Source organism: Pseudomonas sp. PARCl1 (assembly GCF_947311875.1).
Taxonomy (GTDB): Bacteria; Pseudomonadota; Gammaproteobacteria; order Pseudomonadales; family Pseudomonadaceae; genus Aquipseudomonas; species Aquipseudomonas juntendi.
In genome coordinates, this window is record NZ_CAMZMX010000030.1 from 36,298 (window position 1) to 62,663 (window position 26,366).

The 26,366-nt window shown below is 64.6% G+C and carries 22 protein-coding genes; 14 read left to right on the forward strand and 8 right to left on the reverse strand.

Features of this window, described 5'->3' with window-relative positions:
- Nucleotides 1–143: 143 nt before the first annotated feature.
- The 3 genes from QME24_RS16320 to QME24_RS16330 all read right to left on the reverse strand — a co-directional run bounded on the left by QME24_RS16320 (nucleotide 144) and on the right by QME24_RS16330 (nucleotide 2,438).
- The gene (locus QME24_RS16320; protein WP_054904347.1) at nucleotides 144–515 is read right to left on the reverse strand and encodes a translation initiation factor Sui1; all 372 of its coding nucleotides are present in this window, start codon (nucleotides 513–515) and stop codon (nucleotides 144–146) included.
- A gap of 316 nt (nucleotides 516–831) precedes the next feature.
- Nucleotides 832–1,368, reverse strand: a complete 537-nt coding sequence (locus QME24_RS16325) for an NUDIX hydrolase (protein ID WP_009685767.1) — start codon at nucleotides 1,366–1,368, stop codon at nucleotides 832–834.
- A gap of 2 nt (nucleotides 1,369–1,370) precedes the next feature.
- Nucleotides 1,371–2,438, reverse strand: a complete 1,068-nt coding sequence (locus tag QME24_RS16330; protein ID WP_009685766.1) for a DUF2333 family protein — start codon at nucleotides 2,436–2,438, stop codon at nucleotides 1,371–1,373.
- 248 nt (nucleotides 2,439–2,686) lie between these two features.
- On the opposite strand from QME24_RS16330, the gene QME24_RS16335 reads away from it, so the two are divergent.
- From QME24_RS16335 to accC, 6 genes are all read left to right on the forward strand, one after another.
- On the forward strand, nucleotides 2,687–4,042 hold the full coding sequence (locus QME24_RS16335) for a diguanylate cyclase (RefSeq protein ID WP_054904349.1): 1,356 nt from the start codon (nucleotides 2,687–2,689) through the stop codon (nucleotides 4,040–4,042).
- 154 nt (nucleotides 4,043–4,196) lie between these two features.
- Complete coding sequence (locus QME24_RS16340; protein ID WP_280091842.1) at nucleotides 4,197–6,158, forward strand: methyl-accepting chemotaxis protein; 1,962 nt, start codon at nucleotides 4,197–4,199, stop codon at nucleotides 6,156–6,158.
- Nucleotides 6,159–6,261: 103 nt separating this feature from the next.
- Nucleotides 6,262–8,034 (forward strand): protein-disulfide reductase DsbD, encoded by a 1,773-nt coding sequence (locus QME24_RS16345; protein WP_235768431.1) that lies wholly within the window; start codon nucleotides 6,262–6,264, stop codon nucleotides 8,032–8,034.
- A 179-nt stretch (nucleotides 8,035–8,213) separates the two neighbouring features.
- A complete protein-coding gene (aroQ, locus tag QME24_RS16350; protein WP_003255330.1) occupies nucleotides 8,214–8,669 on the forward strand; it encodes a type II 3-dehydroquinate dehydratase in 456 nt (151 codons plus the stop codon).
- Between the two features lie 98 nt (nucleotides 8,670–8,767).
- Complete coding sequence (gene accB / locus QME24_RS16355; protein ID WP_029886935.1) at nucleotides 8,768–9,232, forward strand: acetyl-CoA carboxylase biotin carboxyl carrier protein; 465 nt, start codon at nucleotides 8,768–8,770, stop codon at nucleotides 9,230–9,232.
- A 17-nt stretch (nucleotides 9,233–9,249) separates the two neighbouring features.
- Nucleotides 9,250–10,605 carry an acetyl-CoA carboxylase biotin carboxylase subunit gene (gene accC, locus QME24_RS16360; RefSeq protein ID WP_054904351.1) on the forward strand — a complete coding sequence of 452 codons (1,356 nt, stop codon included), beginning with the start codon at nucleotides 9,250–9,252 and terminating at the stop codon, nucleotides 10,603–10,605.
- Between the two features lie 201 nt (nucleotides 10,606–10,806).
- On the opposite strand, the gene QME24_RS16365 is transcribed toward accC, so the two are convergent.
- Nucleotides 10,807–12,660 carry a sigma-54-dependent Fis family transcriptional regulator gene (locus QME24_RS16365; protein ID WP_280091902.1) on the reverse strand — a complete coding sequence of 618 codons (1,854 nt, stop codon included), beginning with the start codon at nucleotides 12,658–12,660 and terminating at the stop codon, nucleotides 10,807–10,809.
- Between the two features lie 283 nt (nucleotides 12,661–12,943).
- On the opposite strand from QME24_RS16365, the gene QME24_RS16370 reads away from it, so the two are divergent.
- From QME24_RS16370 to QME24_RS16405, 8 genes are all read left to right on the forward strand, one after another.
- Complete coding sequence (locus tag QME24_RS16370) at nucleotides 12,944–13,999, forward strand: NAD(+)/NADH kinase (RefSeq protein WP_047149809.1); 1,056 nt, start codon at nucleotides 12,944–12,946, stop codon at nucleotides 13,997–13,999.
- A 22-nt stretch (nucleotides 14,000–14,021) separates the two neighbouring features.
- Nucleotides 14,022–14,999 (forward strand): thiamine pyrophosphate-dependent dehydrogenase E1 component subunit alpha, encoded by a 978-nt coding sequence (locus QME24_RS16375; protein WP_029886938.1) that lies wholly within the window; start codon nucleotides 14,022–14,024, stop codon nucleotides 14,997–14,999.
- Between the two features lie 33 nt (nucleotides 15,000–15,032).
- Complete coding sequence (locus QME24_RS16380) at nucleotides 15,033–16,055, forward strand: alpha-ketoacid dehydrogenase subunit beta (protein ID WP_009685756.1); 1,023 nt, start codon at nucleotides 15,033–15,035, stop codon at nucleotides 16,053–16,055.
- Nucleotides 16,052–17,164 carry an acetoin dehydrogenase dihydrolipoyllysine-residue acetyltransferase subunit gene (locus QME24_RS16385; RefSeq protein WP_054904353.1) on the forward strand — a complete coding sequence of 371 codons (1,113 nt, stop codon included), beginning with the start codon at nucleotides 16,052–16,054 and terminating at the stop codon, nucleotides 17,162–17,164. The genes QME24_RS16380 and QME24_RS16385 overlap by 4 nt, the downstream gene beginning before the upstream one ends.
- 52 nt (nucleotides 17,165–17,216) lie before the next feature.
- Nucleotides 17,217–18,281 (forward strand): 2,3-butanediol dehydrogenase, encoded by a 1,065-nt coding sequence (locus tag QME24_RS16390; protein ID WP_223809663.1) that lies wholly within the window; start codon nucleotides 17,217–17,219, stop codon nucleotides 18,279–18,281.
- 444 nt (nucleotides 18,282–18,725) lie between these two features.
- The gene (locus tag QME24_RS16395; protein WP_235768429.1) at nucleotides 18,726–18,992 is read left to right on the forward strand and encodes a hypothetical protein; all 267 of its coding nucleotides are present in this window, start codon (nucleotides 18,726–18,728) and stop codon (nucleotides 18,990–18,992) included.
- A gap of 269 nt (nucleotides 18,993–19,261) precedes the next feature.
- Nucleotides 19,262–20,995, forward strand: coding sequence for a C13 family peptidase (locus tag QME24_RS16400; RefSeq protein WP_054904354.1), 1,734 nt, complete (start codon nucleotides 19,262–19,264; stop codon nucleotides 20,993–20,995).
- Between the two features lie 27 nt (nucleotides 20,996–21,022).
- Nucleotides 21,023–21,667 (forward strand): oxidoreductase, encoded by a 645-nt coding sequence (locus QME24_RS16405; protein ID WP_009685749.1) that lies wholly within the window; start codon nucleotides 21,023–21,025, stop codon nucleotides 21,665–21,667.
- A 41-nt stretch (nucleotides 21,668–21,708) separates the two neighbouring features.
- Here the strand turns inward: QME24_RS16405 and QME24_RS16410 are convergent, their stop codons facing one another.
- The 4 genes from QME24_RS16410 to QME24_RS16425 all read right to left on the reverse strand — a co-directional run bounded on the left by QME24_RS16410 (nucleotide 21,709) and on the right by QME24_RS16425 (nucleotide 26,035).
- Nucleotides 21,709–21,996 carry a YceK/YidQ family lipoprotein gene (locus tag QME24_RS16410; RefSeq protein ID WP_054904355.1) on the reverse strand — a complete coding sequence of 96 codons (288 nt, stop codon included), beginning with the start codon at nucleotides 21,994–21,996 and terminating at the stop codon, nucleotides 21,709–21,711.
- Entirely contained in the window at nucleotides 21,993–22,622 is a 630-nt protein-coding gene (ubiX, locus tag QME24_RS16415; RefSeq protein ID WP_029886945.1) for a flavin prenyltransferase UbiX, read from the reverse strand. The genes QME24_RS16410 and ubiX overlap by 4 nt, the downstream gene beginning before the upstream one ends.
- Nucleotides 22,619–23,968 (reverse strand): UDP-N-acetylmuramate:L-alanyl-gamma-D-glutamyl-meso-diaminopimelate ligase, encoded by a 1,350-nt coding sequence (mpl, locus tag QME24_RS16420; RefSeq protein ID WP_009685746.1) that lies wholly within the window; start codon nucleotides 23,966–23,968, stop codon nucleotides 22,619–22,621. The genes ubiX and mpl overlap by 4 nt, the downstream gene beginning before the upstream one ends.
- Before the next feature lie 66 nt (nucleotides 23,969–24,034).
- Nucleotides 24,035–26,035, reverse strand: a complete 2,001-nt coding sequence (locus tag QME24_RS16425) for a sigma-54-dependent Fis family transcriptional regulator (RefSeq protein WP_281690882.1) — start codon at nucleotides 26,033–26,035, stop codon at nucleotides 24,035–24,037.
- Between the last annotated feature and the right edge of the window lie 331 nt (nucleotides 26,036–26,366).

Here is a 26,366-nt window from a genome sequence, read left to right on the forward strand (position 1 = left end):
CCCCTATAGATAAGTCGAAGACACTGCCCTGCATGCTGGCGGGCGCAGTGTAAAAGCCGAAAATGACGATTCGTCCGTGCCCCAGGGTAGACCCTGGCCACGGCAACGAGTTTAGAAAGCACTGGGCAAAAATGCGCGCCGGCTCAGCCGCCGGACTTTTTCGCCTTGAAGCCCTGCTTGATCAGCTCGGCGATCAGCAGCTCGACATGCTCGCCCTGGATTTCGATGACCCCATCCTTCACCGCGCCACCGGTACCGCAACGGCGCTTCAGGGTGGTGGCCAGCTCCTTGAGCTGATCGGGCGGCAATGGCACACCGGTGACGGTCGTCACGGTCTTGCCGCCGCGGCCTTTGCTTTCACGGCGCACACGGGCAATGCCATCGCCTTCGGGGATGACCTGCTGCTTGCAGGTACAGGCACCCACCGGCTGGCCACAGTCGGGGCAGTGCCGACCGGCGTCGGTGGAGTAAACGAGACCGCCAAGGGCGGCGAAGGAAGAAGCTTTCTTGGCCACTTTTGTTCCTCGGTGCAGAGGACAAAAACTGGTCGTACCTTGGGGATGAGGCCGACCGCGAAGCCCCACTCTGGCAGGGGCGGCGCTACTGCTGCAAGACATGCGGCAGCCCGAAAAGGGCGCGCAGTGTAACGATAAATGCGGCGATTGCTAAGTACAGGATTGCGGCATTTTGCGAATGTTTTGCGACTACCCGGGAACTGGGGCTGCTTTGCAGCCCTGTCGCGACGCAAGGCCGTTCCCACTAGGTCCTGCATACACCGATCGATGTGGGAGCGGCCTTGCGTCGCGAAAGGACCGCAAAGCGGTCCCCACGTCATCCCAGGCTGGCTTTGTAGCGCTGCAACGCCGCCAGCGAATCCGGGCAATACGGCTTCATCAGGCTTTCTTCCTCAGCCTGCGCCAGGCCAATGAACCGCGCCTCGATCACCTCTTCCGGCTGCAACCGCAGCGGCGCATCCGACACCGCCGAATACACCGCACACCACAAACGGTTATCGGGCTGGTCAAAGTAGAACCGCTCATGAAAACGCAGTGCCGCGCCTTCAATGCCCAGCTCCTCGGCCAGTTCACGCGCCGCCGACTCGGCATACCCTTCGCCGGCCGTGACCATGCCACCCGCTGCCACATCCCAGTACCCTGGGTACAGCGCCTTGCTCAAGGTACGCCGGTGTACACACAACTCACCAGCACTGTTGAACAGCAGAATGAACGTGCAGCGGCCAATCAGGCCGCGCTCACGCAGCTCGGCGCGGGGCAAGGCGCCAAGTACCTGGTCGGCTTCGTCGACCCAGGTGACCAGCTCACGGTCGGAAGCCGCCCGGTGGGCGGCCTCGTTGGCGCTGATGGCCATGCTCAACCCTGCGACAGCAACTGGCGCAGGTCGATGACCGCCGCGTTGGCCCGGGAAATGTAGTTGGCCATGACCAGCGAGTGGTTGGCCCACATGCCGAAGCCGCTGCCGTTGAGCACCATCGGGCTCCACAGCGGCTCTTGCGAGGCTTCCAGCTCACGAATGATCTGCCGCACGCTGACCGTGGCATTCTTTTTCGCCAGTACATCGGCAAAGTCGACCTCGATGGCACGCAGCAAGTGCGACAGCGCCCAGGCCTGGCCACGGGCCTCGTAGAACACGTTGTCGATCTGCAGCCATGGGGTTTCCACCAGCTCTTCGTCCACTTGCGGCGCCTGGCCGGCAACCACCGACTCGGTCTTCAGCGTGGTGTTGAGCTTGACCCGGCCAACGCTGGCCGACAGGCGCTGCGACAGCGAACCCAGGCGGGTGGCGACGTCACCCAGCCAGTTGTTCAGGTTGTCGGCGCGGGTATAGAAGATCGCGCCCTTGTCGCCAGCAGCCAGACGGGTCTGGTAGCGCGACAGCGACTTGATGCCCTCTTCGAACTCCGACTCGCTCGAGGGCAGGATCCAGCTCTTGTTGTCGAAGTTGAAGCGCGGCTCGGCCTTGGCCAGGTCGGCGTCTTCGGTAGATTGCGACTGCGAACGGGCGAAGTCCTTGCGCAAGGCGCGGGACAGGTCGCGCACCTGGACCAGCACGCCGTACTCCCAGCTCGGCATGTTGTCCATCCACAGCCCTGGCGGGAAGCGGTCGTTGGAAATGTAGCCGCCCGGCTTGTTCAGCAGGGTGCCGGCCACGGTCTTGAGGGTTTCCACGGTGGTGTAGCCAATCACCATCTGCTGGCCATTGCGCTCGGCAGCAGCCTGGGCATTCTGCTGCACCGGGAACAGCGCAGGTTCCTGGCTCCAGTACCAGCCCAAGCCGATGCACACCAGCAGATACAACCCGATCAGGGTTCCCAGGGCTCGGCTCCAAAGGCCGCCAAGGTAGCTACGGGCGGCAGCGCCGCGGCCGTCGACACGCTCACGGGGCTCGGCTTTGGCCTCGCGGTTTTTCCAATCCAGCATGGCTTTGTCCTTAATCAGTCACGACGGTTCAGGGGCTTTGACCACAGGCCTGCGCCAGGGTGCCACGGCAAGCCCGCGTGGCAGCACTATAAAGCAGACACCGCCTTACGCATAAGCGACCAATCAGTCGGTAACTGAATATTCGTTCTGAACGCAATGTTGATACAGGGCACTCATGCGAGGGAAAAGAGCTGCTAGCATAGAGCCATCATTGCCCCTGCATATCCCAACCTACAAGTAGCCAGGTCATGAGCCAAGCCGTCGAGCCAAGCCCGCTGTGCCCCGACCCGCAACTGTCGCGTAGCGGCCTGCGCAAGGACGACTCCCTTGACGAGGTACTGGTGCCCCTGCGCAAGCCGGTGTACATCCTGTTGCAGGACCACGAGCGGGCCCAGCGCCTGGCCCAGCAACTGGAATTCTTCGGGCTGCTGGTGCAGGCGCTGCCCAACGCTGCCGCGTTTCTGGCTTCGGTCGGCGAATACCCGCCTGCGGCCATCATCATGGATGTCGACTTCACCGGCAGCGGCCAGGGCCTGCTGCTGGCCGCCCAGGTACAACACGGCCTGGCGCAGAACATTCCGCTGCTGTTCTTCAGCCACCACGAAGCTGACACACCGACGCGCCTGGCTGCCGTGCGCGCCGGTGGGCAGGACTTTCTGACCGGCAGCCTGGAAGCATCCAGCCTGCTGGAGAAGGTCGAATTGCTGACCAACGCCGGCCCGCACGACCCATTGCGAGTGCTGATCATCGACGACTCACGCACCCAGGCGCTGCACACCGAACGGGTGCTGGCCAGCGCCGGCATGCTGACCCGCAGCCTGACCGACCCGATCCGCACCATGGCCGAGCTGGCCGACTTTCAGCCCGACCTGATCATTCTCGACCTGTACATGCCGGCTTGCACCGGCCCGGAACTGGCCAAGGTGATCCGCCACAGTGACCGCTATGTGAGCGTGCCGATCATCTACCTGTCCGCCGAAGACGACCTGGACAAGCAACTGGATGCCATGAGCGAAGGCGGCGATGACTTCCTGACCAAGCCGTTTCGCTCGCGCCACCTGATCACCACCGTGCGCAACCGTGCGGCCCGCGCGCGGCACCTGAAGGCACGCATGGTGCGTGACAGCCTGACCGGGCTGTACAACCACACCCATATTCTGCAATTGCTTGAGGATTGCAGCTTCCGCGCCCGCCGTGAGCAGCAGCCGTTGAGTTTCGCCATGCTCGACATCGACCACTTCAAGAAGATCAACGACCGCCACGGCCACCCCATGGGGGACCGGGTAATCAAGAGCCTGGCGCTGTTCCTCAAGCAGCGCCTGCGCAAGACCGACTTCATTGGCCGTTACGGCGGCGAGGAATTTGCCATCGTCATGCCCAATACCGCGCTGGAGGCCGCCCACAAGGTGCTTGACGAGATTCGTCGGCGCTTTGCCGAGATCATCTACCCGGCACAGCCGCAGGATTTGCAGTGCACCTTCAGTGCCGGGGTGGTGCAGATGGATGAGGGGCTGGACGCGTTGACCATGGCCAGCGCGGCGGATGAAGCCCTGTACCGCGCCAAGCATGCCGGGCGTAACTGTGTAGTACGGGTAGAGCGCTGAAACGGCCCTGCCTGCGAGGAATCGATAGCGCCATAAGATAGAGGCACTCTGCCACTTTTTTCTGACGCCAAGCCCTCGGCGTCATCATCCGGTCACACAATCGCAATAACTTCAGCCGCCTACCCCCACTCCCCTCCGCAGGAAGTTCGCGGCTATGCGCCTGAAGTGGCTGACCAATTTCAATACGCTGTTGCTGGTGACTGTGTGTTTCACCCTGGCCGCTACCCTATGGTGGTCGCAACGGGCGCTGGAACGGCCCTATCAGCTGATGGAGCGCTACCTGGGCCTGTCCCAGCAGTTCCAGCAGCAGGTGGCGGGCAATATCCACGCCTACCTGGGCAGCGGGGATGCCCTGCGCCATGCCGCCGCCACGCAGGCCATCCAGCAACTGCAAGGCGCCCTGGCCGACTGGCCCGCCGAACTGGCGGCCAACCTGCGCCCCAGCCTGGCCAGCCTGCAGGCCTTCACCGGCAACGAGTTGCTGGCGGCCGGCAAGCTGGCTGGCGACCCGCAAGCGCTGCTGTTGCAGGCCGAACGGGAATTGGGGGCCAATTTCGAGCAACTGGCCGGATACGCCCGCGACAGCGGCACTGCCGAGGCCGACCGCTATTTGCTCCCGCTGCTCGACGCCAGCGTGCACCTGGGCCGGCTGGCACTGGCCCGCGACAAGCTGGTCAGCAGCGGCCGCCCGGAGCTTGCTGACGAAGTGCAGCGTGAGTTGCAACTGATCCGCAGCCAGGCACAGGCCATCGATGGCCTGCCTTTGCTCGGTGTCACCCGCGCTGCTGCCTCCGGTGCCGACGACTTCGCCGCCATGATGGGCCTGCAAACCCAGGCCAGCGCCCGGCAGGAAGACATCGCCGTGGGCCTGAAGCGTGAGCTGCAAAACCTGCTGGGCCGCTACCCGGCCGAATTGCAGCGCACGCGCGAACAGATCGAGCGCCGTGCCGCCCTGGCTGCCAGCACCGGCCAGCGCCTGGAAGCCGTACAGCAGGCCATCGCCGCGCTGGAACCGCTAGTGCGCGCCCAACATGGCCAAATTGCCGGCGAGGTGCGCATCATCCAGTGTTTGATGATCGCCCTGATCCTGTTCATCGCCCTGTTGATCGATACCCTGCAACGGCGCCTGGCGCGCACCCTGACCGGCCTGGCCCCGGCGCTATCGTGCTGGGCCGAGGGCGACTTCGCCCAAGTGATCGCCCTGGGCAAGACCAACCGCGAACTGCATGACATTCAGGCATCGCTCAACCGCCTGCGCCAGTACCTGGTCGAACTGGTGGGCACCATTCGCCACAATGCCGAGCAGGTCGCCGGCAGCAGCCATGCCCTGGCCGGCATGAGCGCCGCGCTGCACGATGGCGCCCACCGCCAGGCCGGCGATACCGGGCAGATCCGCGACGCCCTGGGCGAGCTGGAAGCCACCATTCAGCAAGTGGCCGGTGACGCCAGCGCTGCCGCCCATGCCAGCCGCGATGCCGGGCGTGCGGTGGAACAGGGACAGGCGGTGATTGGCCAGAGCCTGTCGGGCTTGCGGGAACTGGTCGATGAGGTACAGGGCAATGCGCGCATGATCGAGCAACTGGCCGAAGAGTCGGCCACCATCGGCGGGGTGCTGACGGTAATACGCTCGATTGCGGAACAGACCAACCTGCTGGCGCTGAACGCCGCCATCGAAGCGGCCCGGGCTGGCGAGATGGGTCGCGGCTTTGCCGTAGTGGCTGACGAGGTGCGTTCGCTGGCGCAGCGCACCACCGGGGCTACTGGCGAAATCCAGGCACTGATCGACCGCTTGCAGCAGGCGGCGCGGGAGTCGGTGGCCGGCATGCGCACCCAGCTCGAACACGCCGAAACCACCGCCAACCAGGCCCAGGCCGCCGATGGCGCGCTGGATGAGATCGTCAGCGCGATCCGCACGATCGCCGATACGGCGGTACGCATTGCCGACGTCACCGCGCAACAGACTGGCGCGGTGAGTGAGATTCGTGATCATAGCGAGCGGATTCACGCGTTGGGTGAAGACAACCTGCAGCGCATTGGTGAAGGGCGTGAGCAGGGTGAGCAATTGCTGAGCCTCGGCGGGGAGCTGAGCAAGGCGGTGCGGGCCTTCAGGGTCTGAGGCCGGCACAGGCAATACACAAGTGGCGCCAGGTGTCGCCGTCCCTTTCAACCTGCGCCAACTCCGTTATCATGCCCGGCACGTTCCACCTCGCGAGTTCGCCATGCGCCGCCTGTTTTTCCTGCTGTTCCTGCTGCTGGCCAGCCCTGTCTTCGCCACCAGCCTGCTCGACAACCGCCCCAGCGCCACCCTCGGCGCCGCTTCGCTGGCCAACAACGCCGACTTCCTGCCAGTGCACGAGGCGTTCAAGCTCGACCTGATCCAGGCCGATGCGCATACCATCAAGCTGCGCTTCATCGCCACCGACGGCTACTACCTCTACCGCCACCGCTTCCAGTTCCACACCGAACCCGCCGACATCGCCTTGGGCACGCCGAACATCCCTAAGGGCGAGGCCAAGCACGATGAGTTCTTCGGCGACGTGGAGGTGTACCACGGCGTGCTCGATATCGAACTGCCGCGCAATGATCCGCGTGCCTTTACCCTGCTGGTGGGCTATCAGGGCTGTGCCGACAAGGGCCTGTGCTACCCGCCGGAAACCGCCCGGCTGAGCATCGATGGCGAAGCCGGCAAAAACACCCCTGGCGCAATCGAACAGGCCTGGAGCTGGAAATCGCTGCTGCTATTCTTCCTCGCCGGGGTCGGCCTGACCTTCACCCCCTGTGTGCTGCCGATGCTGCCGATTCTCTCCGGCGTAGTACTGCGCGGGCAGGTCGGTGGGCCACGCGGGCTGGCGCTATCGCTGGCGTACGTACTGCCAATGGCCGCCAGCTTCGCCGCACTCGGCGCGCTGATGGGCTTGTTCGGCGCCGGCCTGAACCTGCAGGCACGCCTGCAATCGGCTTGGGTACTGGTGCCCTTCGCGCTGTTCTTCGTTGTGTTCGCCCTGGCCATGTTCGGCCTGTTCGAACTGAAGCTGCCGCAAGCCCTGAATAACCGCCTGAACAACGTCGCCAACCACACCAAGGGTGGTTCGCTACTGGGCGCTGCAGTACTCGGCGTGCTCTCCAGCCTGCTGGTTTCGCCCTGTGTGTCGGCGCCCCTGGCAGGCGCGCTGCTGTACATCAGCGCCAGCGGCGATGCCTTGGGCGGGGCGCTCAAACTGTTCGCCCTGGGCCTGGGCATGGGCGCGCCACTGTTGCTGGTGGCCACCGGTGGCGCAGCCTGGCTGCCGAAAAGCGGCCCTTGGCTGAACACCGTGAAAAACGCCATCGGCGTACTGCTGCTGGGGCTGGCCATCGGCCTGCTCAGCCGGGTGCTGCCCGGCCCGGTAACCCTGTTGTTGGTCGGCCTGCTTGCCGCAGGCGTGGCACTGTTCCTCGGCGCCTTGGAGTTCGTGGTCAAGACTGCGCGCCAGCGCCTGGCGCAACTGCTCGGCCTGGCCTTGCTGGTATACGCGCTGGCTTGCTGGTATGGCGCCCTCAGTGGCCAGGGCGACCCGCTGCGGCCCCTGCCCGTGCCCAGCCAGGCGGCCAGCGCTGGCACTACCGCGGCCACAGCGCAGGCCTGGCAAACCATCACCACCCCGCAAGCCCTGGATGCCGCGCTGGCACAGGCCAAGGCAGCCGGCCAACCGGTGTTGCTGGACTGGTACGCCGACTGGTGCATCAGTTGCAAGGTCATCGAACACGAGGTGCTCAACGCCGCCCAGGTCCAGCCGCAACTGGCGGCGTTCAAGCTGCTGCGGTTCGACATCACCGCAAGCAACGCCGAGCAACGCTCGCTCCTTGACCGGTACCAACTGTTCGGCCCGCCTGCGCTGTTGTTCTTTGCCGCGAACGGCAGCGAAATTACCGCCGATCGGGTGATTGGCGAGATAAATGCCGGGGAATTCGCGCAGATTCTCACGCGCGTGCGCGGCAAACTCGGTCTATAACTTCCCGCGGGCCGGGAAAAATCCTCGATTAGGTGACCAGATTTAAATATTTGGTCACATACTTCGCGCGAATCTCGGACATCGTGCTGGCTATTGCCGGGAACTGGACACTTGCCGTCGCTTTACGGCACACTCGCCGCGCTGTGTCGAATTGCCCTACAAATCCAAGGAATCCACAGATGGCAACGCTACTGGTGCTTCACGGCCCCAACCTCAACCTGCTCGGTACTCGCGAGCCTGGCCACTACGGCGCCGTGACCCTGGCCCAGATCAACCAGGACCTGGAGCAACGTGCCCGCGCCGCAGGCCACCATCTGCAGTACCTGCAGAGCAATGCCGAATACGAATTGATCGACCGCATTCACGCGGCACGCAACGAGGGTGTGGACTTCATCCTGATCAATCCGGCTGCTTTCACCCACACGAGCGTCGCATTACGTGACGCATTGCTTGCGGTGAGCATCCCATTCATCGAAGTGCACCTGTCCAACGTGCACAAACGCGAACCGTTCCGTCACCACTCCTACTTTTCCGATGTGGCCGTAGGGGTGATCTGCGGCCTGGGCGCCAGCGGTTATCGCCTGGCCCTGGAGTCTGCACTGGAACAACTGGCTGCCAACGCACAGCCCAAATGATGAAAACCCCGGCCCCGATGGGCCGGGGTTCCAGAGAAACGTTCTAGATACGTTTTTGTATTTCGCCCCCTGACCGAACCTTTGGGAGTTGATGATTAATGGATATCCGTAAAGTCAAGAAACTGATCGAGCTGCTGGAAGAGTCTGGCATCGACGAGCTGGAGATCAAGGAAGGCGAAGAGTCGGTTCGTATCAGCCGTCACAGCAAGACCCCAGCTGCCCAGCAGTTCTACGCACCGGCCCCGATGGCTGCCGCCCCGGCCGCTGCTGCACCGGTCGCCGCTGCTGCGCCAGCCGCCGAAGCCGCTGCTGCTGCCCCGGCGCTGAAAGGCACCGTGGTCCGTTCGCCAATGGTAGGTACCTTCTACCGCAAACCTTCGCCGACCTCGCCGAACTTCGCTGAAGTTGGCCAGAGCGTGAAGAAGGGCGACACCCTGTGCATCGTCGAAGCCATGAAGATGATGAACCACATCGAAGCCGATGTTGGCGGTGTCATCGACGCCATCCTGGTAGAAGACGGCCAGCCGGTTGAGTTCGACCAGCCGCTGTTCACCATCGTTTGAATCGCGGAGAGCCAACGATGTCTGGGAAGCTCGAAAAAGTCCTGATCGCCAACCGCGGGGAAATTGCCCTGCGGATCCTGCGTGCCTGCAAAGAGCTGGGCATCAAGACCGTCGCCGTGCACTCCACTGCCGACCGTGAACTGATGCACCTGGGCCTGGCAGACGAGTCGGTCTGCATCGGCCCTGCATCGTCGAAGGATTCCTACCTGCATATCCCGGCGATCATCGCTGCCGCCGAAGTGACTGGCGCCACCGCGATTCACCCGGGTTACGGCTTCCTGGCGGAAAACGCCGATTTCGCCGAGCAGGTGGAAAAATCCGGTTTCGCCTTCATTGGCCCGAAAGCCGACACCATTCGCCTGATGGGCGACAAGGTTTCGGCCAAGGACGCGATGATCAAGTCGGGCGTACCGACCGTACCGGGCTCCGATGGCCCGCTGCCGGAAGACGAAGAAGTCGCCTTGGCAATCGCCCGTGACGTCGGCTACCCGGTGATCATCAAGGCCGCCGGTGGCGGTGGTGGTCGCGGTATGCGCGTGGTGCACAAGGAAGAGGACCTGATCGCCTCGGCCAAGCTCACCCGCACCGAAGCCGGTGCTGCCTTCGGCAACCCGATGGTCTACCTGGAAAAGTTCCTGACCAACCCACGCCACGTGGAAGTTCAGGTGCTGTCCGACGGCCAGGGCAACGCCATTCACCTGGGTGACCGTGACTGCTCGCTGCAGCGTCGCCACCAGAAGGTCCTGGAAGAAGCACCAGCCCCGGGTATCGATGAAAAGGCCCGCCAGGAAGTGTTCAAGCGCTGCGTCGATGCGTGCATCGAGATCGGCTACCGCGGTGCCGGTACGTTCGAATTCCTGTACGAAAACGGCCGCTTCTACTTCATCGAGATGAACACCCGGGTGCAGGTTGAACACCCTGTGTCGGAGATGGTCACCGGTATCGACATCGTCAAGGAGATGCTGAGCATCGCCGCTGGCAACAAGCTGTCGTTCCGCCAGGAAGACGTTGTCATCCGTGGCCACTCGCTGGAGTGCCGGATCAACGCCGAGGACCCGAAGAAGTTCATCCCGAGCCCAGGCAAGGTCAAGCACTTCCACGCCCCGGGTGGCAACGGCGTGCGCGTGGATTCGCACCTGTACAGCGGTTATTCGGTACCCCCGAACTACGACTCGCTGATCGGCAAGCTGATCACCTACGGCAAAGACCGCGATGAAGCCATGGCGCGCATGCGCAATGCCCTGGACGAGATCGTCGTCGACGGCATCAAGACCAACATCCCGCTGCACCGCGACCTGGTGCGTGATGAAGGTTTCTGCGAAGGCGGCGTCAACATTCACTACCTCGAGCACAAACTGGCCAACCAGGAGTGATCGTGTAGTGTGATGGACCAGAACCCCGGACTTGTGCCGGGGTTTTTTTTTGCTTAGCCAAGGCTCACACCCCCTGTAGGAGCGGCCTTGCGTCGCGAAAGGGCCGCGAAGCGGCCCCGGCAATATCTGCGGCGAAGCTGAGATCGTGGGGCCGCTGCGCGCCCCATCGCGACACAAGGCCGCTCCTACTGGGACCGCAGGTTACCCCTTCATCCGCGGCATCTCGATACGGTGCTCATGCACCCGCCGATACAGGGTAGCCCGCGAAATGCCCAACGCCCGCGCAGCATCGGCCGGCTTCCAGCGATGGCGAATCAGCGCATCCAGCAACAGTTGCCGCGCCGGGCACGACACCTCGCTTGCGACCGAGCCTACCGCCACACCCCGCACCTCCTGCGGCAAATCCTGCACCCGCACCTGCCCGGCCTCACTGACCGCACAGGCATAGCGCAACACCTGCCGCAGCTGGCGCAAATTGCCCGGCCAGCGATAAACCAGCAGCGCCTGCAAGGCATCGTCCGCCAGTACAACTTCGACGCCACAGGCCGCAGCCTCTTCGGCCAGCAATTGGTGAATCAGCCCCAACCGGTCCTCCCGCTCACGCAGCGGCGGCAACTCGAAGCGGGCATTGGCCAGGCGGAAGTACAAGTCTTCGCGGAAACGCCCGTCTTCTACCATTGCCGCCAGATCACGGTGGGTGGCACAGATCACCTGGATATCCACCCGCTCCCGCCGCGCCGCGCCCAGCGGCGCCACTTCGCCCTCGGCCAGCACCCGTAGCAACCGGGTTTGCAGGTTCAGCGGCATATCACCGATCTCGTCGAGGAACAACGTACCGCCGTGGGCCTGCTGCAACAGCCCTTGCATGCCTTTGCTGGAAGCACCGGTGAAAGCCCCCGCCACATAACCGAACAACTCGCTCTCGATCAGGCTCTCGGGGATGGCTGCACAGTTCAGGGTCACGAAGGGGCCGTCACAGCGCTGGCTCTGCTGGTGCAACTGACGGGCGAACACCTCCTTGCCGGCCCCGGTTTCACCCAGCACCAGCACGGCCAGGTTGCAGTCCTTGACGCGGGTAGCCAAGCGCAGGCGCTGTTCGATGCGGCTGTCCTGGGCCTGCTGCAGCGGTTGCGCCCGCTGGCGTTGCCGAGGGGCGCTGACCCGGCCGTACAAACCACCCAGGCCAGGCAGGCGCTGGGCCGACGACGCGCTGATCCGGCGTAGCTGGTCCATGTCGAACAGCTCGCCAATGTGCGCCGGCAAACGGCCCAGGCGTTCGACCAGGCGCTGCCGGGCCAGGCTGTTGATGGCCTGCAGGCGACCATCGGCATCCCAGGCCAGCAGGTAATCAGGCTGGCTTTCCACATAGCCCGGCGTGCCATGGGCGCGCATCACCCAGTGGCCCTGGGCAGTGTGCATGAAAAAGGCGTTTTCGATGTCGCGAGCGGTTTGCTCGACCAGCTGACGGATCAGGTGCTGGCTGCGGCGGTCATCCGGTGACTGCAAGGCCGACACATCCACCACCCCCAGCAACTCACCCAACGGGTCGAACACCGGGGCCGCCGTGCAGGTCAGGCCGATGAACGCCGCCCGGAAGTGGTCGCGCTTGTGCACCGTGACCGGGGCCTTGCTGGTGAGCACCGCCGCCACGCCACAGGTACCCTCCTCGCCCTCCGACCAGCAAGTGCCCAGGTACAGGCCGGCTTTGCGACAGTCGTTGCGAATGGCCGATTCGACCCGGTAGTCGATGGTGCGCCCTTGGGCGTCGGTCAGCAGCACGCAATAGTCGGCGCCCCGCACGCGCTCGTGCAGGCGGGCCACGGCGTCGCTGGCGATGCGCAGAAACAGCTGCGCGCGTTCACGGCACTCATTGAGCAGGCTTTGGGAAAGAATGCGCGGGCCCTGCTGGGAGGCGGGGTCCAGGCGGTACAGCTCCATGGAACGGCGCCATGAATCGAGGATCAGCGGCGGTACCGGCGCCTGTGGCAGGCGATCGGCATTCTTCAGCACCCTGCTGACGCAATCGACATGGGCTCGGGAGTTCGCGGCAAGCATTCGGGCCCTCCGGTTCTCGTTGCTGTTTTTATCGTTGTTCGGCCATTAAGCGCTTGCGCGCCCGCCCCGACAAGCACTGTGTGGTTACCGGCTGGCTTGAGACGCAGCGTCTCAGCGTCTCGCCCAACGCGGCTGCGCACTGGCACCGCGCGTCTCGCCGTGCCCGCCCTGCAGCCGCCACCAAGGCAGGCCAAAGCGCTCTGTAACGGCCCCTTCGGCGCCCTTGGGCAAAGCTGGCACCGCCCTTGCTCCTGTCTTGGCAAACAAGAATACGAGGTGCGCCATGCCGCTACCCGCCCCGCTTGTCGGGATCATTGCCAACCCTGCCTCCGGCCGTGACCTGCGCCGCCTGACGGCCAGCGCCGGGCTCTATTCGAGCACCGACAAGGCTTCGGCAATCCAGCGCCTGCTGGCCGCCTTCGGCGCCACGGGCATCGGCCAGGTGCTGCTGCCCAGCGACATGACCGGCATCGCCGCCGCCGTGCTCAAGGCCAGCCACGGCCCGGCTGCGCTCGACCAGCACTGGCCAGCCATCGAAATACTCGACCTGCCGTTGTCGCAGACCGTAGCCGACACCCGCCTGGCCACCCGACGCATGGTCGAGCGCGGTGTGGCGCTGATCGCCGTGCTGGGGGGCGATGGCACCCACAAGGCCGTCGCCGCCGAGGCGCAAGATGTGCCACTGCTGACCCTCTCCACCGGCACCAACAATGCCTTCCCCGAACTGCGCGAGGCCACCAGCGCCGGCCTTGCCGGTGGCCTGCTGGCCACCGGCCGGGTACCGGCCAGCATTGGCCTGCGCCGCAACAAGCGCCTGGTGGTGACAGTGCCGCAGCAGCAACTGGCCGAATGGGCCCTGGTGGAAGTGGCAGTGTCACCGCAGCGTTTCATCGGCGCCCGCGCACTCAGCCGCCGCGAAGACCTTGCCGAAGTTTTCGCCTGCTTCGCCGAACCGCATGCCATCGGCCTGTCGGCGCTGTGTGGCCTGTGGTGCCCGGTGTCGCGCCAGGCCCCGCACGGCGCCTGGGTTCGCCTGGCACCCGGCGCTGAACAGGCACTGCTCGCGCCGCTGGCCCCCGGCCTGCTGCAAGCCTGTGGCATCACCGCCAGCGGCACGCTGCTGCCCGATGTTGCCCACCGCCTGAGCCTGGCCAGCGGCACCCTGGCCCTGGACGGCGAGCGCGAAATCGAATTCGCCGAACACGACACCCCCACCATCACCCTCGACCACCGCGGCCCGCTCAGTGTGGACGTCGAGGCCGTGCTGGCGCATGCCGCCCGTCACCACCTGCTGGCCGTGCCTCGCGGCCATCGACTGCACCCTGCAAACCCGTGTTGAGACAACCCCGGAGAACAACAACATGTCCAATCAACTCAGTACCGAACAACTGCTGCATGCCTATGAAGTGATGCGCACCATCCGCGCCTTTGAAGAACGCCTGCACGTGGAGTTCGCCACTGGCGAAATCCCCGGTTTCGTGCACCTCTACGCCGGCGAAGAGGCCTCGGCTGCCGGGGTCATGGCCCACCTGCGCGACAGCGACTGCATCGCCTCGACCCATCGCGGCCATGGCCATTGCATCGCCAAGGGCGTGGATGTGTACGGCATGATGGCCGAAATCTACGGCAAGAAGACCGGCGTATGCGGTGGCAAGGGTGGCTCGATGCACATTGCCGACCTGGAGAAAGGCATGCTTGGGGCCAACGGTATCGTCGGCGCCGGCGCCCCCCTGGTGGCCGGCGCGGCGCTGGCGGCCAAGCTCAAGGGGCGCGACGACGTGGCGGTGGCCTTCTTCGGCGACGGGGCCTCCAACGAAGGCGCGGTATTCGAAGCCATGAACATGGCGTCGATCATGAACCTGCCGTGCATCTTCGTCGCCGAGAACAATGGCTACGCCGAAGCCACCGCCTCCAACTGGTCGGTGGCCTGCGACCACATCGCCGACCGCGCGGCCGGCTTCGGCATGCCCGGGGTGACCATCGACGGCTTCGATTTCTTTGCCGTGTACGAGGCCGCCGGTGCGGCCATCGAACGCGCCCGTTCCGGGCAAGGCCCATCGCTGGTCGAGGTCAAGCTCAGCCGCTACTACGGCCATTTCGAGGGCGACGCGCAAACCTACCGCGCGGCGGATGAAGTCAAGAACCTGCGCGAATCGCGCGACTGCCTGATGCAGTTCCGCAACAAGACCACCCGCGCCGGCCTGCTCACGGCCCAGCAGCTGGACGCCATCGACGCACGCGTCGAGGACCTGATCGAAGACGCTGTGCGCCGCGCCAAGTCCGACCCCAAGCCACTGCCCGCCGACCTGCTCAGCGATGTCTACGTCGCCTACCCCTGAGCCGCGCATTACAAGAACAACAGGAGAACCACCATGGCAAGAAAGATCAGCTACCAGCAGGCCATCAACGAAGCACTGGCCCAGGAAATGCGCCGCGACGACAGTGTGTTCATCATTGGCGAGGACGTTGCCGGCGGTGCCGGGGCGCCCGGTGAGGAAGACGCCTGGGGTGGCGTGCTGGGCGTGACCAAGGGCCTGTACCACCAGTTCCCGGGCCGGGTACTGGACGCTCCCCTGTCGGAAATCGGCTACGTCGGCGCAGCGGTCGGTGCCGCCACCCAGGGCCTGCGCCCGGTGTGCGAGCTGATGTTCGTGGACTTCGCCGGCTGCTGCCTGGACCAGATACTCAACCAGGCCGCCAAGTTTCGCTACATGTTCGGCGGCAAGGCAGTCACCCCGCTGGTGATGCGCACCATGTACGGCGCAGGCCTGCGCGCAGCGGCCCAGCATTCGCAAATGCTCACCTCGCTGTGGACGCACATTCCAGGCCTGAAGGTGGTGTGCCCATCCTCGCCCTACGACGCCAAGGGGCTATTGATTCAGGCGATCCGCGACAACGACCCGGTGATCTTCTGCGAGCACAAGCTGCTCTACAGCATGCAGGGCGAGGTGCCGGAAGAGGTGTACACGGTCCCCTTCGGCGAAGCCAACTTCCTGCGTGATGGCGATGACGTGACCCTGGTCACCTACGGGCGCATGGTGCATGTAGCCCTGGAGGCCGCCAACAACCTGGCCCGCCAGGGCATCGACTGCGAAGTACTGGACCTGCGCACCACCAGCCCGCTGGACGAAGACAGCATTCTGGAGAGCGTGGAAAAAACCGGCCGCCTGGTAGTCATCGACGAAGCCAACCCGCGCTGCTCGATGGCCACCGATATCAGTGCCCTGGTGGCGCAGAAGGCTTTCGCTGCGCTCAAGGGCCCGATCGAGATGGTCACCGCACCGCACACCCCGGTACCGTTCTCCGACGCCCTGGAAGACCTGTACATCCCCGACGCGGCGAAGATCGAGGCCGCCGTGCGCAAAGTGATCGAAGCTGCAAGGAGTGCCGCATGAGCCAGAGCCAGATCCATACCCTGACCATGCCCAAGTGGGGCCTGTCGATGACCGAGGGCCGGGTAGACACCTGGCTCAAGCAGGAAGGCGACCCGATAACCAAAGGCGATGAGGTGCTGGACGTCGAGACCGACAAGATCAGCAGCAGTGTCGAGGCCCCGTTCAGCGGCGTGCTGCGCCGCCAGGTGGCCAAGCCGGATGAAACCCTGCCGGTGGGCGCGCTGCTGGCCGTGGTCGTGGAAGGCGAAGCCGAAGAGGCCGAGATCGATGCCGTGGTGCAGCGCTTCCAGGCCGAGTTCGTCGCCGAAGGCGGCGCCGACCAGGCCCAGGGCCCGGCCCCGCAAAAGGCTGAAGTGGGCGGCCGCCTGCTGCGCTGGTTCGAGCTGGGTGAAGGCGGCACGCCGTTGGTGCTGGTGCACGGCTTTGGCGGCGACCTTAACAACTGGCTGTTCAACCACCCGGCGCTGGCGGCCGAGCGGCGGGTGATCGCCCTTGATCTGCCGGGGCATGGCGAGTCGGCCAAGGCCCTGCAGCGCGGCGATCTGGATGAACTGAGCGAGAGCGTGCTGGCCCTGCTTGACCACCTGGGCATTGCCAAGGCGCACCTGGCGGGGCATTCGATGGGCGGTGCAGTCAGCCTGAACCTGGCGCGCCTGGCACCGCAGCGGGTGGCCAGCCTGAGCCTGGTGGCCAGTGCCGGCCTGGGTGAAGCGATCAACGGGCAATACCTGCAAGGCTTCGTCAGCGCAGCCAACCGCAATGCCCTGAAGCCACAGATGGTGCAGCTGTTCGCCGACCCGGCGCTGGTCACCCGGCAGATGCTGGAAGACATGCTCAGGTTCAAGCGCCTGGAAGGCGTTGACCAAGCCCTGCAGCAATTGGCTGCGGCACTGGCCGAAGGCGACCGCCAACGCCACGACCTGCGTGGCGTGCTGGGGCAGCACCCAGCGCTGGTGGTGTGGGGCGGCAAGGACGCGATCATCCCGGCCAGCCATGCCGAAGGGTTGGAGGCCGAAGTACTGGTGCTGCCCGAAGCCGGCCATATGGTGCAGATGGAGGCGGCCGACCAGGTCAACCAGCAATTGCTCGCATTCCTGCGCAAGCACTGAACCTATTCCGTGAGCCTGGAGAACAACCATGAATGACTTGAGCCACACCCACATGCGCGCTGCCGTATGGCATGGCCGCAACGACATTCGCGTAGAACAGGTCCCCCTGCCAGCCGACCCGGCGCCGGGCTGGGTGCAGATCAAGGTCGACTGGTGCGGCATTTGCGGCTCCGACCTGCATGAGTACGTCGCCGGGCCGGTATTCATCCCGGTCGAGGCGCCGCACCCGCTGACCGGCATCCAGGGCCAGTGCATCCTCGGCCACGAATTCTGTGGTCAGATCGCCAAACTGGGCGAAGGCGTCGAAGGCTTTGCCGTCGGTGACCCGGTGGCTGCAGACGCCTGCCAGCATTGCGGCACCTGCTACTACTGTACCCATGGCCTGTACAACATCTGTGAACGCCTGGCCTTCACCGGCCTTATGAACAACGGCGCCTTCGCCGAGTGGGTCAATGTGCCGGCGAACCTGCTGTACCGCTTGCCGCAGGGCTTTCCGGCAGAGGCTGGCGCGCTGATCGAGCCGCTGGCGGTGGGCATGCATGCGGTGAAGAAGGCCGGCAGCTTGCTGGGCCAGACCGTGGTGGTGGTGGGCGCCGGCACCATCGGCCTGTGCACCATCATGTGCGCCAAGGCAGCCGGTGCGGCGCAGGTGATTGCGCTGGAAATGTCATCTGCGCGCAAGGCCAAGGCCAGGGAAGTCGGCGCCAGTGTGGTGCTCGACCCGAGCCAGTGCGATGCCCTGGCAGAGATTCGCGCGCTTACCGGCGGCCTGGGGGCGGATGTGAGCTTCGAGTGCATCGGCAACAAGCACACGGCCAAGCTGGCCATCGACACCATCCGCAAGGCCGGCAAGTGCGTGCTGGTAGGCATTTTTGAAGAGCCCAGCGAATTCAACTTCTTCGAACTGGTATCCACCGAGAAGCAGGTGCTGGGGGCATTGGCGTACAACGGCGAATTTGCCGATGTCATTGCCTTTATTGCAGACGGGCGGCTGGACATTCGACCGCTGGTGACCGGGCGGATCGGGCTGGAGCAGATTGTCGAGCTGGGGTTTGAGGAACTGGTGAACAACAAGGAGGAAAACGTGAAGATCATCGTGTCACCAGGCGGGCATTGATTGCACCTCAACCTGTGGGAGCGGGCGTGCCCGCGAAGCCGACGATTCGGTTGATGGCACCGGCTTCGCCGGTGTTCGCGGGCACGCCCGCTCCCACAGTTATCGAACAAGGCTCAAGGGATGTAAGATATTTCTGAATCTGAAACCAAATGCTTCAGCTTGGATCATCTAGCGAATTATCCTACGAGCTTGTCGGAAGTCGCTCCATTGTCGGGGAAACACCTCAGGGATACCGTCACAGAGTCGCCATGTATGGTGGCCGGGCGTGAGAAACCCGAAGATGTGTGATTGCGGCATTTGTCATGGCAGCCGTGCGCGGGCAGGCTTCGGTCTGGCCGAGCTCACACGTCCTCGGGTTTCTCACCCCGTGCACGGTCGCCACCCTATCCCGTGAGAAAGGATGCAGTGGTGACTATTTCCTGAACCGACGTGTGAGTTGTGATCATGAAAAAGATTGTCCCCGATCCACCCAAAACACTGACTTCCCGCCCCTTCTACACCATCAACCAGGACATGCCCTCGGTCGACGCAGTAATCCACACCCTGCAGTTGATGGCCGGCATTGAAGACACCCTGGACGAGTACATCTGCGCCAATGCCGGTGAGCCGGGTATCAACATGCTGGTCAATGCGGTACATCACGTACAGATGACCAAGGTACTGGCCGAGTTGCTGTTACATCGCCAGGCCGGGGATATCACCTGGCATTGAGGTTGAGCTGACTGGCTTCATCTCCGGTAAGCCCACAGGTACTGCACAAGACCAAGGGCCAGCACAAATCCTGTAGGAGCGGCCTTGTGTCGCGATGGGGCGCGAAGCGGCCCCGGCGATATCTGCGGCGAAGCTGAAATCGTGGGGCCGCTGCGCGGCCCATCGCGACGCAAGGCCGCTCCTACAGGGGTGTGCGTCAGCGCAGGCGCTCGCTGTTTCAGGATCCCAATCTGCGTCATAATCGGCAGACCTATTGCCCGGTTCTCGCCATGCGTCCACTGCTCCCCATTACCCTGGTCCTGCTGCTCGCCGCCTGTGGCGATGGCGAATCGTTGCTGCCGCCGGATGCCCGCCTGCCCGACGGTGGGCGCTACCGGGGCCAGGTGGTCGATGGCCTGCTGCAGGGTGAGGGGCGGATCGACTACCCCAACGGCAGCTGGTATGCCGGCACCTTCAAGGACGGCCAGTGGCATGGCCAGGGCGAATGGCATGGCCAGAACGGCGAGGTGTACCGCGGCCAGTTCGCCGCGGGGCTGTTCGAGGGGCTGGGCGACCTGACCACACCGGGCAGCCACTATGCCGGCACGTTCAAGCACGGCCGCCGCGATGGCGAAGGCACCCTCAAGCAAGCCGACCAAACCTACCGCGGCCAATTCAAGGACGACCTGTACGACGGCGCCGGCGAGCTGGTGCTGGCCGACGGCAGCCGTTACCAGGGCCTGTTCGCCAAGGGCAAGCCCAACGGCGCGGGGGTGCGCAGCGACGCCAGCGGTAACCGGTTCAGCGGCCATTTCAGCAATGGCCAACTGCAAGGCAGCGGCACCTACGACAGCGTCGATGGCGAGCAGTACATCGGCGAGTTCAAGGACAACCGTATTGAAGGCCGTGGCCGCTACGAGAGTGCCGATGGCGATGTTTGGATCGGCCAATTCAAGGACGGCTCGCTGATCGGCGAAGGTGAATTGCTGGGCAGCGACGGCAGCCATTACAAAGGCACGTTCGCCGACTGGCGGCTGTCTGGCCAAGGCAGCTTGCAACTGGCCGACGGCAGCCAGTACGTAGGCGGCTTCCTCAACGATGCCTACAACGGCAAGGGGCGCCTGATCCTGCCCAACGGCAAGGTCGAAAGCGGCGTGTGGGCCAACGGGGTGCGCGTGCGCGACCAGCATGGCACGCTGCTGCCCGACCCGCTTGACCTGGCCCTGCTCAACCAGGGCCGGCTACTGCAACAGGCGCTGGCCGCAGTGCCGCGCTCGGCCCCGCCGATTCAGCTGTACAGCCTGGTGGTGGGCGGTGATGGGCAACAGAGTGTGTTCCTACGTGAAGCCGACTACGTCAGCAACATGCTCAAGGTACGCTTTGGCGCCCGCGGCCAGGTGACGCTGGTCAACCACCGCGACCACCTGGCCAACCGCCCCATGGCAACCCGCGAGAACCTCACCCGTGCCGCCCGCACCCTGGCCGAGCGCAGCGGCCCGGAAGACCTGGTGTTCATCTACCTCACCAGCCACGGCAGCGCAGACCACCAGCTGGTGCTCGACCAACCCCGCCTGCAACTGGCCGACTTGTCCGCCGACGAGCTGGCAACGGCCCTTGCGCCGCTGAAGGATCGCGACAAGGTCATTGTCATCTCGGCCTGCTATTCAGGGGGGTATATCGCCCCGCTGAAAGATGAGCGTACCCTGATCATGACTGCCGCACGCGCCGACCGTGTCTCCTTCGGTTGCTCGGAGGAAGCTGATTTCACCTACTTTGGCGAAGCCCTGTTCGCCCAGGCCCTGAACCAGACCGACGACCTGAAACAGGCGTTTGAACTGGCACGCGGCAGTGTTGCCGAAAGGGAACAAAGGGAAGGTTTCGACGCCTCTGAGCCTCAGTTGTGGGCGCCGCCGGCGGTGCTTGAGCATTGGCAGCAACTGCGCCGGCAACAGGCCGAAGAAGCATTGCGCAACACGACCCAGGCCAAGGTGGGCGCACAGGCAAAAAACCCGGGCAACCACTAGACTTGGGTGTAACAAGGGAGAGACATCATGTACTTGACGCCTCAGCATGTCCTGCTTGCCGGTGCCACCGGCCTCACCGGTGAACACCTGCTCGACCGCCTGCTCAACGAGCCCACCATCACCCGCGTGCTGGCCCCGACCCGCCGGCCGTTGGCCGAACATCCGCACCTGGAAAACCCGGTGGGTGACCCGGCAGTGTTCCTGCCGCAGCTGGCCGGCAGGGTCGACGTTGCCTATTGCTGCCTGGGCACCACCCTCAAACAGGCCGGCTCCGAGTCGGCGTTCCGCGCGGTGGACCTGGACATGGTGGTGGCGTTCAGCAAACGGGCCCGGGAAATGGGCGCACGGCATTTGCTGGTGGTCAGTGCCTTGGGCGCCGACCCGAAATCATCGATTTTCTACAATCGGGTGAAGGGCGAGATGGAAGAGGCGCTCAAAGCGCAGGATTGGCCGCAACTGACCATCGTGCGGCCGTCTCTGCTGCTGGGCGAGCGCATCAAGCCGCGGCTGGCAGAGCAGTTGGTTTCACCGTTGTCCCGGCTGATTCCGGGCAAATACCGAGGGATCGAGGCCTGCACCCTGGCCCGTGCGCTATGGCGCCTGGCCCTTGAGGAAGAAGACGGGGTGCGGATCGTGGAGTCGGATGAACTGCGCAAGCTGGGCAAGAAGTAAGCCGCAAGCATTGCACGGTACCTGTGGGAGCGTGCAACCCCTCACAGCCCCCCTGTGGCCTGGAAGCCTACACCGGCAGCAGTCAGCAAGGACAACGGCAGCAACAGGGTATCAAGCAGCATGCTCCCTGGCAGGTCCAGCCCCGGATAGCTCGGGGCTTGAGCCCCAAACCGATCCTGCGGGCAGCAACCACCGTTGATCACATACAGATCCAGACGCGTACCGGCATACACCACCGGCGCCCCCGGCTTGTTGGCATCCAGCGTGCGCACCGTGGCACAACCACTGAGCAACCCCAGCGCCAGCAAGCCGGCCAGCGCCCGTTTCAATCATCCACCCCGAAGTGGTGCTCGCCCCAACGCGGCAGCATGTCCTGGGGAATGTTCAGCAGGTTGAGAACACGCGCCACGACGAAGTCGACCAGGTCGTCGATGGTTTGCGGCTGGTGATAGAAGCCCGGCGCCGCCGGCAGAATCACCGCGCCCATCTGCGACAACTTGAGCATGTTCTCCAGGTGAATGGTGGAGAATGGCGCTTCGCGGGGCACCAGAATCAACTGGCGGCGCTCCTTGAGGGTCACGTCGGCTGCGCGCTCGATCAGGTTGTTGCAGGCCCCGGTGGCAATCGCCGACAAGGTGCCGGTGGAACACGGCACCACCACCATCGCTGCTGGCGCGCCCGAGCCCGAGGCCACTGGGGACATCCAGTCTTCCTTGCCATACACGCGGATCTGCCCATCGGCAGCACCGGTGTATTCGGTGAGAAAGGCCTGCATCGCCTGGGGCTTGGCCGGCAGCAGCACATCGGTCTCGGTGGCCATTACCAGTTGCGCCGCCTTGGAGATCAGAAAATGCACCTCGCGGTCCTCGCGCACCAGGCAATCGAGCAGGCGCAGGCCGTACTGGGCGCCTGAAGCGCCCGTCATGGCCAGGGTAACGCGTTCCGGCCCGTTCACTTCAGCGCCTCGGCCAGCTTGCCATGCAGGCCGCCGAAGCCGCCGTTGCTCATGATCACCACGTGGGTGCCCGGGCGGGCCTGGCCCTTGATGCGTTCGATGATCGCTTCGAGGCTGTCGGCAACCACACTCGGTACCTTGCACTGCGCAGCAGTAGCAGCGAGGTCCCAGCCCAGGTTGGCCGGCGCGTACCAAATCACTTGGTCGGCGTCGTTGACGCTTTCTGGCAGGCCATCGCGGTGTGCACCCAACTTCATCGAGTTGGAGCGCGGTTCGATTACCGCGATCACCGGCGCCTCGCCAACGCGCTTGCGCAGGCCGTCGAGGGTAGTAGCGATGGCAGTAGGATGGTGAGCGAAGTCATCGTAGATCGTCACGCCCTGCACTTCGGCAACCTTCTCCATGCGCCGCTTGACGCTCTTGAAGGCGCAGAGGCCCTCGATGCCCATGGCCGGCACCACGCCTACATGGCGGGCGGCTGCCAGGGTAGCCAGGGCGTTGGCGACGTTGTGCTGACCGGTCAGCGCCCAGTCCACCACGCCTTGCGCCTGGCCCTCGAACAGCACTTCGAAACGCGAGCCATCGGCGCTGAGCAGGCGGGCCTGCCACTGGCCACCTTCACCCGTGGTGTGTACCGGCGTCCAGCAGCCCATGCCGATGACCCGCTCCAGCGCTTGTTCGGTGGTCGGGTGGATGACCAGGCCTTCGCTGGGGATGGTGCGCACCAGGTGGTGGAACTGCCGCTCGATCGAGGCCAGGTCCGGGAAAATGTCTGCGTGATCGAACTCAAGGTTGTTGAGGATCGCAGTGCGCGGGTGGTAGTGCACGAACTTTGAACGCTTGTCGAAGAAGGCACTGTCGTACTCGTCGGCTTCGACCACGAAGAACGGCGTAGCCCCCAGGCGGGCCGACACCGAGAAGTTCTGCGGTACACCGCCAATCAGGAAGCCCGGGCTCATGCCGGCGTGCTCCAGCACCCAGGCCAGCATGCTGCTGGTGGTGGTCTTGCCGTGGGTACCGGCAACGGCCAGCACCCAACGGCCTTGCAGCACGTGGTCGGCCAGCCACTGCGGGCCGGAAACATAAGGCAGGCCCTTGTTCAGCACGTACTCAACCGCCGGGTTGCCGCGCGACATGGCGTTGCCGATCACCACCAGGTCGGGTGCCGGCTCCAGTTGAGCCGGGTCGTAGCCTTGGGTCAGCTCGATGCCCTGGGCTTCGAGCTGCGTGCTCATCGGCGGGTAGACGTTGGCGTCCGAACCGGTCACGCGATGGCCAAGCTCCTTGGCCAGCACTGCCAGCGAGCCCATGAAAGTGCCGCAAATACCGAGAATGTGAATATGCATGGTCGACCTCGCAAAACATCGAGGCAGGGTAGCCCAGGGCGCGACAAATCGCACCCGCTGTTTCGCTCAGTCGCCCCGGGTGATGCCGTGTTTGCGCAGTTTTCGATACAAGGTATTGCGGCTGATGCCCAAGTGTTCGGCGACACGGGTGAGGTGCCAGTGTTTTGCCTGCAGCACCTCAATGAGCGCTTGCCGTTCTGCGTCCTGCAACACCTCGATACCCTCACCTGGTCCATTGTCGGACCTGTGGGAGCGGGCGAGCCCGCGAACCGGGGCAACGCCCTCGCCTTGTGTCGACTGGGCAGACGGCTTCGCGGGCGCGCCCGCTCCCACAGACCCGGTGTGGCTGCGCACAATGGCAGGGAGATCCGGGAAAGTGATGCGGGCACCTTCGCAAAGCGCCACCAGGGTACGCAGCACGTTGCGCATCTGCCGCACGTTGCCCGGCCAGGCGAAGTCCAGCAGCGCCTGGCGCGCCCTCGGTTCGATGTCGATCAATTGGCCCTGCGCCTCCTGGCGCAGCAGGAAGTCCAGCAACTGCGCCTTGTCACTGCGCTCGCGTACGGCCGGCAATGCCACTTCCAGGCCGTTGAGGCGGTAATACAGGTCTTCACGGAAACTGCCCTGCTCGACCCGCTGCAGCAGGTCACGGTGGGTGGCGCTGACGATGCGCACGTCCACTGCCTGTGGCTCGCCGCCGATCGGCACTACCTGACGCTCCTCCAGCACGCGCAGCAGGCGTGTCTGCAGGGCCAGCGGCATGTCACCGATCTCGTCCAACAGCAAGGTGCCACCATCGGCTTGCAACAGCTTGCCGCGCATGCCCTCCTTGCGCGCACCGGTGAAGCTGCCACCGCGGTAGCCGAACAGCTCGCTCTCGATCAGGCTTTCAGGGATCGAGGCACAGTTGATGGCCACGAAGGGTTGGCTGCGGCGCTCACTGGCCTGGTGCACGGCCTGGGCAAAGGCCTCTTTGCCGCAGCCGGTCTCGCCGCGCAGCAGCAGTGGCACATCGCGCTCGAACACCCGCACACTGCGGCGGAAATCATTCTGCAACGCCGGGTCGAGCAGGCATACCAGCGGCTCTGCAGAACGCGTAGGCCGCGGCTGGGCCACGGGCACCGACCATACAGCCGCGCGCGCCTGCCCGCGCAGGCTGGCGAACACCTGGCGGCCGTCCAGGGTGCGCAGCGGCCAGGCCGTGCTGCCCCCGGGCGTGGCGCGGCCGAACAGCTCATCGTGGCTGCAGGCAAAAAACCGCTCCAACGGCTGGCCCAGCACACCACTGCGTACGCTGCCCAGCAGGTTCAGGGCGCTCTGGTTGGCCGCGCAGATCCGGCCATCACCGTCGAAGGCCAGCAGGCCCTCGCTGAACAGGCCAACCGACTCCGCCTGCAGGTGAAAACGCAGCAGCCACTGCTGCTCGAAATGGCGCAGGAAGTAGCAGCTTTCGATCATCTTGGCCGACAGGTTGACCAAGGCCATGGTATGGAACTGGCTTTGCCGTGAAACGTCGGGGCGTGCCGAGGATACGTCGAGCACCGCCAGCAACTCGCCATGGGGGTCGAACACCGGGCTGGCCGAGCACGTCAGCCCGGTGTGGCGGCCGCGGAAGTGCTCGTTCTGGTGGATGGTCAGCGCCTGGCGCTCGACCAGGCAGGTGCCGATCCCATTGGTGCCTTCACGCGCCTCGCTCCAGTCGGCGCCCAGCCACAGCCCGGCATGCTCGAAGCTGCGCCGCTCGCTGGCCGCGCTGACGCAATTGAGGATCACCCCGCGGGCATCGGTCAGCAACACCGCATGGCCGGCCCCGGAGAGCTGCTGGTGCAGGCTGTTCATTTCGTGGTCGGCGATCTGCAGCACCTGGCGCAAGCGCTCGCGGCTTTCCAGCAAGCGCCCGTGCTCGAGCACCACCGGCGCCTCGATCACCGTTGGGTCGAGGTGGTAGTCCTCCAGGCAACGCAGCCAGGAGCGGGCAATGGAGGGGTCGCTGACGCCCTCGCCAGCACCACCATGGGCCACAGTGTGGACCTGCCGGGCATGGCGGCTGAAGTGATTGCTCTGCATTGTTGTAGTTCTCCGCAGATAGAGCGTGCCACCAGCATCCTCCACCGGCGAAGGCATTGCAATGCACCCACGGGTGACGTGTCGTGAACGGCACAAAATGTCACCCCCAGGCGTACCGCAACCGGCACAGGCTGGCTGCCAAGTGCCCGCCACACCCGCCCAAGCCATTGATTTTACGGGTGCCGCCCACGCTGGCCCAACCTTTGCTCTACGCTTTCCAACTCCCTAACAAACACAATAGCCAGGAGACACACCATGCGTTACGCACATCCCGGTACCGAAGGCGCGAAGGTTTCCTTCAAGAACCGCTACGGTAACTACATCGGTGGTG